At 44.1% G+C, this 13721-nt stretch carries 8 protein-coding genes; 5 read left to right on the forward strand and 3 right to left on the reverse strand.

Annotation, left to right across the window (positions count from 1 at the left end; genetic code table 11):
* Window positions 1-251 precede the first annotated feature (251 nt).
* On the forward strand, window positions 252-2462 hold the full coding sequence (locus L0J61_RS00695; protein WP_301464391.1) for a carboxy terminal-processing peptidase: 2211 nt from the start codon (window positions 252-254) through the stop codon (window positions 2460-2462).
* A 604-nt stretch (window positions 2463-3066) separates the two neighbouring features.
* Here the strand turns inward: L0J61_RS00695 and L0J61_RS00700 are convergent.
* Window positions 3067-3552, reverse strand: coding sequence for a peptidylprolyl isomerase (locus L0J61_RS00700; RefSeq protein ID WP_301464392.1), 486 nt, complete (start codon window positions 3550-3552; stop codon window positions 3067-3069).
* 329 nt (window positions 3553-3881) lie between these two features.
* Here L0J61_RS00700 and L0J61_RS00705 point away from each other — a divergent pair, with 329 nt between their 5' ends.
* Window positions 3882-5882, forward strand: coding sequence for a M61 family metallopeptidase (locus tag L0J61_RS00705; protein WP_301464393.1), 2001 nt, complete (start codon window positions 3882-3884; stop codon window positions 5880-5882).
* Between the two features lie 128 nt (window positions 5883-6010).
* Here the strand turns inward: L0J61_RS00705 and L0J61_RS00710 are convergent, their stop codons facing one another.
* Complete coding sequence (locus L0J61_RS00710) at window positions 6011-6637, reverse strand: pseudouridine synthase (RefSeq protein ID WP_301464394.1); 627 nt, start codon at window positions 6635-6637, stop codon at window positions 6011-6013.
* Window positions 6638-6830: 193 nt separating this feature from the next.
* A complete protein-coding gene (locus L0J61_RS00715; protein ID WP_301464395.1) occupies window positions 6831-9050 on the reverse strand; it encodes an NADP-dependent isocitrate dehydrogenase in 2220 nt (739 codons plus the stop codon).
* A gap of 871 nt (window positions 9051-9921) precedes the next feature.
* Here L0J61_RS00715 and L0J61_RS00720 point away from each other — a divergent pair.
* The 3 genes from L0J61_RS00720 to glyA all read left to right on the forward strand — a co-directional run bounded on the left by L0J61_RS00720 (window position 9922) and on the right by glyA (window position 13457).
* Window positions 9922-11265 (forward strand): GNAT family N-acetyltransferase, encoded by a 1344-nt coding sequence (locus L0J61_RS00720; protein WP_301464396.1) that lies wholly within the window; start codon window positions 9922-9924, stop codon window positions 11263-11265.
* Between the two features lie 68 nt (window positions 11266-11333).
* Entirely contained in the window at window positions 11334-11849 is a 516-nt protein-coding gene (locus L0J61_RS00725) for a chorismate lyase (RefSeq protein ID WP_301464397.1), read from the forward strand.
* Between the two features lie 351 nt (window positions 11850-12200).
* Window positions 12201-13457, forward strand: coding sequence for a serine hydroxymethyltransferase (gene glyA / locus L0J61_RS00730; RefSeq protein WP_301464398.1), 1257 nt, complete (start codon window positions 12201-12203; stop codon window positions 13455-13457).
* Window positions 13458-13721 lie beyond the last annotated feature (264 nt).

Genomic DNA, 13721 nt, shown 5'->3' on the forward strand with positions numbered 1-13721 from the left:
CGGATTTAATCATTTTAATTTTATAGGATTGAGAATATCAGGGTGTGTAGAATATTCACAACTGAGCACTGCTCAACACGGCAAAACTATCAAAGCTGTGCCTCAGACCAGACCTAAATCAACGATAATACTCATAATCAAAAGATGGTGCATATTCGTAGACATCGAACCATCCAAAGATAGTTGCAGTCAGTGTCATGGTAGAGTGTTCAAAACGCCTCATTACTAACTTAAAAAACTAGGTATATATGATGAAAAAACAACCAGTACAATGGTTACTCAGTGCAGCATCAGTAGGCATCGCCGGTATCATTCTTACCCAAAGCTATGGCACAGCAGTCGCAGAGACCAATACTGAGGGGTTTGTACAGACGCCTGAGCAAAAAGTCACCACTCGTCAGGTAGCTGCCTTGCTAGATCGTAGTCATTACCTCAATCAGCCGTTAGATAGCCAAACAGGCGGTGAAGTGCTGTCTATGTATATTGATAGTCTCGACCCCAATCACACGTTGTTTTTGCAATCTGATGTCGACGAGTTTACAGAAAAATACGCTGACGAATTTGGCGCTCGCTTAAAACGTGGTGATCTGTCAGCTGGCGTAGATGTGTACGAGCGTTATCGTCAGCGTTCAGACGAGTACTTTGCAATGGCAAGTGAAATGCTCAAAACAGATATCGACCTGACAGGTGATGAGACAATCGTACTGGATCGTGAAAACCTCAATCATTTTGAAGATAAAGATGCCCAGCGTGATTATTGGGAGCGTCAGCTGAAATTTCAGTTGATGAGTATTACTTTGGGTCAGGAGGACGAAAAAGCCAAAGAACAAGTCTTTTTAGAAAATCCTGATATCACTCGTGGACAAGATTTGGTACGTAACGATGAGCGCACACCCAGCGAAATCTTGCAAAACCGTTTGTCACGACAGCAAGAACGCTCGGAACGTCGTAAAGACGATGAAATCATGGAAGGCATATTGAATATGGCGATGCTGACCTATGATCCGCACAGCAATTATTATGCGCCTATTCAAGCGACGGAAATGGAAATTCAGTCTAGCTTGCAACTGGAAGGAATCGGCGTTTCTATTCGCCCTGATCGTAAAAACCCAGACTACACACGTATTGTGACTCTGGTAGACGGTGGTCCCGCCGCGAAAACAGGTCAGGTAAAGCCGAATGATTTGATTATCGGTGTTGCACAAGATGGCGAAACCATGACTGATGTGGTTGGTTGGTCGACGCGTGAGATTGTCGCTTTGATCCGTGGTAAGCGTGGTACGGCGGTGACCGTTAAATTACGTCAACCCAATACACCTGATGCTAGTGCCCGTACAGTGACCATCGTGCGAGATATCATCGAACAAGAAGAGTCAGGCGTCAAACAGAGAGTCGTTGAAGTGCAGCGCCCTGATATTGATGAAACGCCCAAGCGTATTGGTGTGCTTGAAGTACCGAGCTTTTACCTAAACTACCGTGCACGCCGCAATGGTGAAGAATACCGTAGCGTTAGTATAGATACGGCGGAAGCACTAAAGGCGCTCAATGAAGAAGACATCGATGGCCTAGTAGTGGATATGCGCAATAACCCAGGTGGTTCACTAGACGAAGTTGCCAAGATGTTAGGTTTCTTTATAAAAAGCGGACCTATGGTACAAATCCGTGACAACCGTGGCAACATCCAGGTCTATCGTGATAACGACGGTGGCGAGCAGCTTTATGACGGCAAAATGGCTGTCATCACCAACTTAGCCTCCGCTTCTGCGAGTGAAATTTTTGCCGCTGCCATTCAGGATTATGGTCGTGGGCTAGTTGTTGGCAGTACCACCACAGGTAAAGGGACTGCGCAAATTCAATTGAATAACTTGGCGCTAGGCTCTGCTGCTTTGACTCAACGTAAGTTTTACCGCGTGACTGGTGGTAGTACACAAAATAAAGGGGTAGTCCCAGATGTTGAGTTGGTCAATATCTACGACGACGCTACTTTTGGCGAGCGCTCGCAGAAAAAATCTTTGCCTTGGGACACTATTAGAACATCCCCTTATAAACCTGAAGGAAAGTTCACTAGCGACACGCTGGAAACACTCAATCAACAATCGAAAATTCGTCAGGAAACAAACCCACAGTTCGTTTATCTATCAACACTAAATGATATTCGCGATATGGAAGATGAGCAAAAACCAATCCTTCTAGATATAGACAGTCGTCGTGATAAGATGCAGCTGATTGAAAAACGGTCATTAGAAGCAGAAAACAAACGTCTTATCGCCACGGGTGAGAAACCGTATGCTAACTGGGATATATATCAAGCAGCGATGGATGCTAAGTTTGAAGAGCGCAGTCAGATGAAAGCCGACGAGCGACCAGAGCTGCCTGAAGACGAAGCCTTTATCAAAGAAGCAGCCTATATCATGCTTAGTGCTGATGCAGAAGAAACACTGAGTCCTGAAGAAAAGCTATAAATTCAAGCAATAAACCTCGGTAAAAAATCCGTGTACGCATATGCTTACACGGATTGACGTTTAGACCTCTTACCAATGATAGGTTGATTTGCGATTATAACTGTACGGCACGATTGGACAGAACGGTTCACTGATACTAGGGATTGGTATCGCAAAGATCGCATCAAGGATTGATGGTTTGCTGATTAAGGATGATAGGGCTGGATGCCTGTCAGTTATAAGATACCTCGGGATAAGGTTACTTGTAACGTTAACATGGATGGTTAGTGATGAAAGCCGCATAACGCCTGTCGTTATGCGGCTTTGTTATGTCTGTGGATCAAACGTGTCGGTCATGCCTGTTTTATAGAGTATATTTGCAGCGCTACAACCAATTAATGCCAACTTCAATACAGGTTTCCCTTAATTCAGGTACTCCTTTAATACAAGTTTCAATATCAAGCACTACTCGCAACTTCGTCAACAAACATTATCTAATAGACACTAAAAAAGGCCAGCAACGATGGTTATTAACCATAGCCACTGACCTTTTTTTGATTAGACAATGATTTTATTCTAAGAAAAAATTATCATCTAATGCTGCATCGCTTCGGTTTAGAAAAGATTAGTGCTCAACGCCACCAGCGCCGTGTACGTGGCCATGGTTTAGTTCTTCTTCGTTTGCTGCACGTACTTCTTGGATTTCAACATCAAAAGTTAGACGCTTACCAGCCAATGGGTGGTTAGCATCAACAGTGACTTCTTGATCGTTTACAGCAGTAACTGTAACCAACATTACTTGGCCACCAGCTTCTGACTGGAACTGCATGCCAGGCTGAATGTCGTCAACACCTTGGAAGTTTTCACGTGGCACGTGTTGTACCGCTTGTTCTTGGTATTCGCCGTAACCGTCGGCAGGCTCAATAACAGCATTTACTTTTTCGCCAGCAGATTTGCCTTCTAATTCTTTTTCTAGGCCTGGAATGATGTTGCTGTGACCGTGTAAGTAAGCTAGTGGCTGACCTTCAGGTGATTTGTCGATCACGTTACCTTCGTCGTCTGTTAGCGTGTAGTTGAATTTTACGGCAGTGTCTTTTGCGATAGTAGTCATAAAATATCCTAAATATATCAGTGTAAAAAATTAAATACGATTGCAATAAACCTAAAAAAGCCAATCAACCAGCAAAAAAAGCCACGTTATTAGACAGTTATCATCAGTTTATCAAAGTAACTTTAGCAGTTAGCCTCTTTAATTGAGATGGGTTACAGAACTTTCAAGGCAAAAACCATAAAAAAGGCAAGTTTTATAAAAATAAAGTAATTTTCTTAATTATGTAGGTAGCTAAAGGCGTCTAAGCCCTTGCCAGTTGCGTTTTTTCTCAAGTGCTTCTACCATAATGACAGCAGATAATAGTGATAATAATTAAGGTGAAAGAGACAATGAGCACATCTAATGACACAAGTCGCGGCCAGAAACGCAGTGAGGCATGCCTCAACAATGATACTCAAGTGACGACCGATATCCGCTATCAGTTTGATTTTGAGCGTTACTTTGAGCATCTGGTGGATGTCTCACTCACCTTTACGGCAGCGACAGATTCACCGCAGCTTTGGTTGCCTGCATGGATACCGGGCAGTTATTTGATGCGTGAGTTCGCCAGAAACATTACTGCGGTGCATTATCAAATTCTCGATAGTCAAACAATGAGTAGCGAGGCACAACCAGAAACCCATCGTGCGGAGAAAATAGACAAACACACTTGGCAGCTGCCTCAGGTAAAGGCAGGACAGGCAATAGAGGTGTGTTATGAAGTCTATTGTTATGATCTATCAGTACGTACTGCTTATGTGGATCAGCAGCGTCTATATGGCAACTTCACATCCCTTGCATTGGCCATCGATGGACATGAGCATCAGCCTATACAGGTAAAGCTGATTGTGCCAGCAGCGTTCTTAGCAAATAAAGACGAAGAGCGTGTATGCTTAGCAACAGGTTTGGACTCTATAGATTTACGTTTGGATGGGCAGTATTGTTTGGCACTGCAGGTGGATAACTATCATGATCTGATTGATTATCCTTTTGAGTTCGCTGAACAAGACAAGTTTGATTTTATTATTCAGGATGATAAGCATCAGACGTTGAGCCACCGTTTTTATATTTCGGGCAAGCACAGCGCTAATATGGGCAGATTGCAGCAAGATGTGACTCAGATTTGCCAAACCTATGTGGATTGGTTGGGTGATGCACCCTTTGCTGATTATACGTTTATGACCTTTGCGAGTGGCAACGATTATGGCGGTCTTGAGCATATCAATTCTACCAGTTTGATTACGCCGCGTCGTGATTTACCCAGTATCGATGAACCAGCCGTGCCAAATAGTAACTATCAGCGCTTTTTGGGGCTATGCAGTCATGAGTATTTTCACGCTTGGTGGGTCAAGACTGTACGCCCAGATGTCATGCTAGATGCGGATCTGCGTCGTGAGGCGTTCACGCCGCTGTTGTGGGTGTTTGAAGGCTTTACTTCTTATATCGATGATTTTATGTTGCAAGCATCGGGTGTCATCGACAAACCAAGCTATCTGGAGTTGTTAGCAGAGCAAATTAACCGCTATCATCAAACCCCTGGACGCGCACATCAAAGCGTTGCAGAATCTAGCTTTGATGCTTGGATTAAGCTATATCGCAGTGATGAAAACACCGGCAACGCTGGTATTAGTTACTACAACAAAGGCGCATTGGTCGCACTTTGTTTAGATTTAATATTGCTTGAAAAGACAAATGGCCGCTATCGTTTGTTTGACGTGGTCAAAGCTTTTTATCAGCAGGCTAAAGCAAACAGCAATAAGCGCATCGGTATCACCAGTGCTGGTATGGGCGACGTTGTCGGGCAGTTTATGCCATTAGCAGAATGGCAGGATTTTGAACGACGCTATGTCAATGGTGTCGAAGCGTTACCGATTCAAGCGTTGTTGACAGCGAACGGTATCAAGCTGCGCACCAATACCAAAGAAACAGCTGATAAGCATGTACCTTGGGGTATGCGCTGTACGGATACACCTGCTGGGTTGACGGTCAATCGTGTGATGCGTGACAGCGCGGCTGCCAGAGCTGGAATTTCTGCAAATGACATCATTATTGCCATCGATGGTATCAAAGCAGATACCAAGCAGTTGGCTCAATTTATAGAAGCAGAGCATGACATTGAGTGTTATTTATTTCGCCGTGATGAGCTGATGCGTGTCACAGTGCTGCCGAAGGTGGCTATTGACGAAGTCGATGATAGTACTGATGTCGAAAGCTCTGATATCAAAACAGCGGCTCCTCATAAAATCAGTCTGCACTTGGTAAAAAAAGAACCTTCATCACAGACTGGTAACGAATCATCAAAAGAAGAGGCGAGTTGGCAGACTTGGCTAAATGTCATGCAGCGTGGCTGAGCGTAAGAATGTTCGGCACTCCCTAGGGTGTGTTGAACATCCAAGTATTGTTTTAGAAATGTCTGGATTATCGGAAGAGTGGTTCAAACTCCTGACACATCATCTTTTGTCTCTGGCTACTAATGTCGCTATATCTCAATGCCCAATTGCTTACAGCGTTCGCTGTTTAGATGAATGCGTACAAACTTACCGACCGCCAAATTACCGAGATCAAAGCCTGCTACCGACCAGCGGATCAAGCGTAGACAAGGCAAGCCAACATGTGCAGTCATGCGTCTGACTTGGCGATTCTTACCTTCATAAATAGTCAGCATTAACCACGATGTCGGGACGTTTTTGCGTTCACGGATAGGTGGATTGCGTTGCCATAAGTCAATGGGCAGTTCTGATTCTGCTACCATTTTCACGGTCGCAGGTAGTGTCTTTCCATCTTTTAAATCAACGCCAACAGCCAGCTCATTTAACTGCGCTGGTGTTGCTGCCCCTTCGACTTGTACCAAATACGTCTTGCCTTGTTTATGTTTGCTGCTGGAAAAATTGGCAGCAGACGGTGGCTGAGTAATCGCTTTATTGACCCGTCCGTCGCTCGTCAAAATTAATAAACCTTCTGAGGTGGCATCGAGTCGACCTGCTACTCGTAGCGACTTATCGGTAAAGTAGTGTGAAAGGGTGCTGTGATCGTTGTTGCTGTCATCTCGAAACTGACTTTGTACCCCATAAGGTTTGTTAAATAAAATGAGACTAGCGTTCGACATAAAAGAGAGACTCCTAAAATAAAATCATTGATGAATGGCATAACATCAGTGCGGCATAAAAGAATGCATTAATACAGCCAAAACAAACACCCCTCAAGTCCAAGACCTAAGGGGTGTTTTTGTTTTATCTGACATAGGCTTAGAAGCGGTATCTACCGAGTTGACTAAGCCTATAAGTCAGTCAAACCAACAATTACAGTGATGCAATTGCTTCATTGAACAACGTGCTTGGACGCATGATTTTTTCAGCGATCTCTTCGTCAGCTAGGAAATAGCCTTTGAGATCAACTGACTTGCCTTGTGCTTCGTTGAGTTGTTTAACGATAGCTTCTTCGTTAGACTTCAGCGTCTCTGCCAGTGGTGCAAATTTTGCCTTGAGCTCTGCATCTTCGTCTTGCGCTGCTAGCCCTTGTGCCCAGTACATCGCTAGGTAGAAGTGACTACCACGATTGTCTAGCTCACCTGTTTTACGTGATGGCGACTTGTTGTTCGATAGTAGCTCTTCTGTCGCCGTATCAAGCGTGTCTGCCAAGACTTTGGCTTTGGCATTGTTGTCGTGTTTGGCTAAATGCTCCAAAGATTCGGTCAATGCTAAAAACTCGCCCAATGAATCCCAACGTAGATGGTTTTCTTCAAGAAGTTGATGTACATGCTTCGGTGCAGAACCACCAGCGCCTGTTTCAAATAAACCACCACCTTTCATTAGAGGCACAACTGATAGCATCTTCGCACTCGTTCCTAGCTCTAGGATAGGGAACAAATCAGTCAGATAGTCACGTAAGATGTTACCAGTCGCAGAGATAGTATCTAGACCGCGTGCGACGCGCTCAAGAGTATAACGCATGGCTCGAACCTGAGACATGATTTCGATGTGCAAGCCGTCAGTATCGTGGTCTTGTAGATACAATTCGACTTTCTTGATCAGCTCATTTTCGTGTGGACGATAAGGGTCTAACCAGAAGATAACTGGGGTTTCTGACTCACGTGCACGGCGTACGGCAAGCTTGATCCAGTCTTGAATAGGCTCATCTTTGGTCTGACACATGCGCCAGATATCACCTTCTTCAACACGCTGTTCGAGCAGTACTTCGTCAGTGTCAACATCGACGATGCGAGCAACACCAGGACCAGTAGACTCGAAAGTTTTGTCGTGTGAGCCATACTCTTCTGCTTTTTGTGCCATCAGGCCAACGTTAGGAACCGTACCCATTGTGGTTGGGTCAAAGTTACCGTGCCATTTGCAGAAGTTAATCATCTCTTGGTAAATACGTGCAAAAGTAGACTCTGGCATAACTGCTTTACAGTCATACATTTTGCCATCAGCGCCCCACATTTTACCACCTGAGCGGATCATGGCTGGCATAGAAGCATCGACGATCACATCACTTGGTGAGTGGAAGTTGGTGATGCCTTTTGATGAGTCAACCATCGCCAGACGTGGGCGATGTACTTGGCAAGCATGTAAATCGCGTTCGATTTCTTCACGCTTACTAGAAGGTAGCTCTGCAATTTTTTCGTACAAGCTAGCCATACCGTTGTTGACGTTAATACCTAGCTCATCAAAGAAAGCACCGTGCTTTTTGAAGGCTTCTTTATAATAGATTCGAACCGCGTGACCAAAGACGATAGGGTGCGATACTTTCATCATGGTGGCTTTTACGTGCAATGAAAACAAGATGCCTGATTCGCGGCAGTCTTCCATTTCTTGCTCATAAAATTCTAGAAGTGCTTTTTTGCTCATAAACATGAGGTCGATGACTTCTTTGTCTTGTAAAGCAATTTCAGTCTTTAATACTTTGGTCGTACCGTCATCTAGTAGACGTTCCATACGCACTGTACGGGGTTTGTCGAGAGTCATTGACTGCTCGCCGTCATAGAAGTCGCCTTTATGCATGTGCGATACATGCGTGCTTGACCACTGTTTCCATTCGCCCATTGAATGTGGGTGTTTGCGAGCGAAGTTTTTGACAGCTTTTGGTGCGCGGCGGTCTGAGTTACCTTCACGTAGTACAGGGTTAACTGAACTGCCTAAGCTTTTGCCGTAGCGTTTACGAATTTCTTTTTCTTCTTCTGTTTTTGGTTCGCCTGGAAAATCAGGTATCGCGTAGCCTTTGCTTTGGAGTTCTTTGATAGTGGCTACAAGTTGTTGAACAGAAGCACTGATGTTGGGTAGTTTAATGATGTTGGCATCTGGATCTTGAGTCAATTTGCCAAGTGCAGCCAAGTTGTCGGGTACACGTTGATCTTCAGTAAGGTAGTCAGAGAATTCGGCCAATACTCGAGCAGCAACAGAGATATCACTGGTTTCTACAGAGACACCTGCAGTTTTGGAGAATGCTTCGACAATAGGCAGGAATGATAGGGTCGCCAGCGCTGGGGCTTCGTCAGTCTTTGTATAAATAATTTTTGACATATTAGTAGAATATTCCTATAGGCTGTAGTGAATAATTGAAATATCGTTAAATCGTACTATGTAATAGCAGACGATAAGGTGAAAACAAGTACATCATATGTAGGCTCTTAATGCGTTTTAACAACGTTGAGGCTACTTAAGTCTTCTTTTTTTCTAATATTAATAAGCCTTTATGACAATGGCGTTTAACGTTAACAACTCATTGTCAGAAAAGTGCTTACGATGGTGATAAAACCATCTGTATAAAGCTACCTAAAAGCAAGTGGCATATAGTCCATTATACGGCATTGATTATAGATTCGATACAGTGTCAACCGCTTATAATGAACTAAGTATACTGTTTTCGTTCATGTCTTATGTACGAAAATTATATTAAGCTAATCACAGCATTATTTTAGCAGTCATCAGCTTTGATATCACCCTCAGTATACAACGATAGCAAATACAAAATGAAATTAATACATTGAGTGCAAGATGTCGCGTGGATATAAACTCCTCGTTTGCCGTTTATATCTATCATAATAAATATTTTATAAACTATCTCATCAGCAATTATGAACTTCTTGCAGCGAGATGCTCAGGCTTGTGTTACCGATTAATTATAGAATGAATGTCATTATAAAAAATAGCCACCTATATTACTTTGGGTGGTTTTTTTATGAGTGCTGATGTGTTTTTGCAAATTGTGACAGCAAGCTGGCCAAAATTTGCTAGGCTGTCTATGGATAGCTTACAGATAACTGACAGACAGGCATCTTGCAGTTCAGGGTGGTATTTTAGTTCTAAGTGATTATGCTTTAAGTGATCGTGGGTTCAGCGATTGTGGTTTAAGTAAGTGTGATTAAGATAACGATGCGACTAAGGTGAAGGTATGAAGTTGGAATATGCACTGATACGTGATACCAGTTGGCAAAGTCAGGCAGACTGGCAAACGCCGGATACACCATTTATGTCATTTGCTTTTTGGCAAGCACTAGCGGACACAGGTGCGATTGGTGACCAAGCAGGCTGGTTGCCCATATACATCATGATACACCGTGTGGCAGATGATTTAACCGCTAAGCCTAAAAGCAGTGATAGTAAAACAGAGGCTAATATTGGAAATCGCCACCAAACAGCATCCATAGCGCAGCCCGTTGCGGTATTGCCTGTATTTATAAAGAGTCATCATAGTGGTGAGTTTGTATTCGACCACGCATGGGCACAAGCCTATGCGCGTTATGGCGTAGAGTATTACCCACGACTGGTTACCAGTGTGCCGTATACGCCGATTACTGGACAACGGCTATGGTTGGCGGCGGACGAAAGTCTCAATGAAGATATCGTGAAAACAGCCATGCTAGGCGTGGATGATATCGCGCAGCAAGTAGGTGCATCGAGCTGGCATGGACTGTTTGTCGCGTCTGAATTGGCGGAGGTTGCTAATGCAGCGCTGCCGACGGATATTGATATAAAGCATGCGCTGGCTACTCAAGATGAAGGTGCAGCACCGATCGTTATTGATACGCCAATCCTTGAGCGGCAAGGCTGCCAGTTCTTGTGGCAAAATAAAGACTTATTACAAGATGAGCAACCGTTTGCAGATTTTGAAGCGTTTTTGAAGACGCTTAGAGCTAAAAAGCGTAAAACCATTCGTGCTGAACGGCGAAAGGTTGCCCAGCAGGACATTAAGTGCCAGCGTAAATGTGGTAACGATATTACAGATGAAGATTGGAAGGCCTTTTATCACTGTTATGTGATGACTTATGCGGTACGTGGACAGCAGCCTTATTTGACCATGGCGTTTTTTAGGGCGTTGGCTGAGATGATGCCTGAGCATTTAATGCTCGCACAAGCCACTGATAGTAATAATGAGATTATCGCCAGCAGTTTGTTTTTGTACGATACGCCTGACAATGAAAATCCAACTCTCTATGGTCGTTATTGGGGGGCGCTGGGTGAGTATGATAGTTTGCACTTTGAGCTGTGTTATTATCAAGGCATCGAGTTTGCTATCGAGAAAGGGTTGGTATATTTTGATCCAGGTACGCAAGGGGAGCATAAACTGGTGCGTGGTTTTATCCCAACGACGACGCACTCGCTGCATCGTATTTATGACCCGCGCTTCGTGCCAGCGATCGCCAATTTTTGTAGCCAAGATCGTGAGCACATGGCACGATATCGTCAGCAGGCATTTGAAGCTTTGCCATTTAACGCGGACAACATGCCCATTTAGGATATCTTTTCCAGGTTGGAAACGCGCCCAAGCCTTTAACTTTACTACTTCATAATCAGCTGTTACCTATGTCTAGCAACCCCATGTCTTATACAACACATTCAACTCCTCCCGCCGCGCTGTTACCATGGCTCAATGCAGAGGGCTCTTTGACAGCGATGTTAGAGGAAAAAGCAGCGCAACCATTGCGAGTAGAGCGCAGCTTCGAAGGCTATCGGTTGCTATCGTTGGCACAAAAAAAACAACTGGGCATGCAAGGTAATATGCTTAGCCGTCCGATGCTAGCATGGGTGAGAGAAGTGCATTTATATGGCAACCATGATCAGCCATGGGTGCAAGCTCAAAGCATCTTTCCGATACCTAGTCTAAAAGGTCGTGCGCGTCGTTTGCAGCAGTTGAAAGGCACGCCTATCGGATATGTTTTATTTAAACGCAATCGTACGCTGCCAAGCGAGCGTTTCATTCAGCATGCTGCCGAAGGTTGGCAACGGCAAACTCGCTACGACTGGCACGGGCGCACGCTACTGATTGGTGAGCGCTTTTTGCCGGCTTTTGAATCCATTCTCGAAGCTAGCAATACTTGAATACGTATAAAGCAGGAACGCACAAATAAAAAGAAATGGTGTACGGCTATTTGTAAATGCTCAGCACGCCCTAGTCATCAGTAAATTGTTTATTTCATTGGCTATTTATTTGCGTTATATCGTCTTTTAACGGGTTCAGCTTTCGGTGAGTTTTTTTTGCGTTCACCACGCAAAGTTTCATGTTACACTTAATCTTTAGCGAAGACATCGACGCCTGCCTATATCAGATTTGTTGCCGATATAGAATGACAGGTTGGGTGTTTCCGCTTGCCTATTTTTTACTCCTTTTGCTACTCGCTTATTTTCAATATAAAGTTACCATTAACGATAGTCACTATTTAGGACCTCACTATGTTTAAAGATATCTCTATCAAAGCGTTTGATCCAGCACTAGCTGAAGCTATGGCGGCAGAAAGCGTGCGTCAAGAAAATCATATCGAGCTGATTGCTTCAGAAAACTATTGCTCACAGGCAGTGATGGAAGCACAGGGCACAGATTTGACCAACAAATACGCAGAAGGCTATCCTGGTAAGCGCTATTATGGTGGCTGTGAACACGTCGATGTGATCGAGCAATTGGCTATCGATCGTGCAAAAGAGTTGTTCGGTGCTGAATACGTAAACGTCCAACCACACTCAGGTAGCCAAGCAAACTCTGCTGTATTCTTAGCATTGCTAGAGGCAAATGATACGGTACTAGGCATGAGCTTGGATGCTGGTGGTCATTTGACTCACGGCGCACACATCAACTTCTCAGGTCTTAACTACAACGCCGTACAGTACGGATTGGAAGATGGTACTGGCTTAATCGATTATGATGAAGTTGAGCGTTTGGCAAAAGAGCACAAACCTAAAATGATCATCGCTGGTTTCTCAGCTTATTCACAAGTGGTTGATTGGCAGCGTTTCCGTGACATCGCTGATGAAGTAGGCGCGTATCTAATGGTAGATATGGCTCACGTTGCAGGTCTTATCGCTGGTGGCGTGTATCCAAGCCCAGTACCTTTCGCAGACGTCGTGACGACCACCACGCATAAAACATTACGCGGTCCACGCTCAGGTTTGATTTTGTCACGTGACGAAAAGCTGGCGAAAAAGCTTAACTCTGCGGTATTCCCAGGTAATCAGGGCGGCCCATTGATGCATGTCATCGCAGCCAAGGCTGTTTGTTTTAAAGAAGCATTAGAAGATAACTTCAAGACTTATCAGCAGCAAGTGGTAAAAAATGCTCAAGCGATGGCAAAAGTCATTCAAGATCGCGGCTACGAAATCATCTCTGGCGGTACTGAAAACCATCTGATGCTGATTAGCCTGATTAAGCAAGAAATGACGGGTAAAGAAGCGGATAAATGGTTGGGTGATGCACACATTACTGTCAACAAAAACGCAGTGCCAAACGATCCAAAATCTCCGTTTGTTACTTCTGGACTTCGTATCGGTACGCCAGCGATTACCTCTCGTGGCTTCAACGAAGCGCAAGCGGGTGATTTGGCAGGTTGGATTTGTGATGTACTAGACAGCCGTGGTGATGAGGCGGTTGCTACTGAAGTACGCGGTAAAGTAGAAGCAATCTGCAAAGAGCTACCAGTTTACGAAAAAAACCAGTAAGCTTCACTCTGTATTAATGTGGTCAGTTCTGATTAAGAATTGGTCAAAAAGAAAAACCACTTAGCGTCTGCTAGGTGGTTTTTTTGTGCGCGTTTGTTCAAGCCAAATATTAGTTAAATTGTTGCCGACTGCTTGTTTATTGCTAGTTTGGGTGGATTATAAGCAAGCCACCAAACTGACAATAAGACAATATCAGCCGCCAAGCTGATTTAATACCAAACCCAAAATATATAGTATAATCCACTTATGACTATACCAATACAT

Source organism: Psychrobacter sp. (assembly GCF_030457785.1).
Taxonomy (GTDB): Bacteria; Pseudomonadota; Gammaproteobacteria; order Pseudomonadales; family Moraxellaceae; genus Psychrobacter.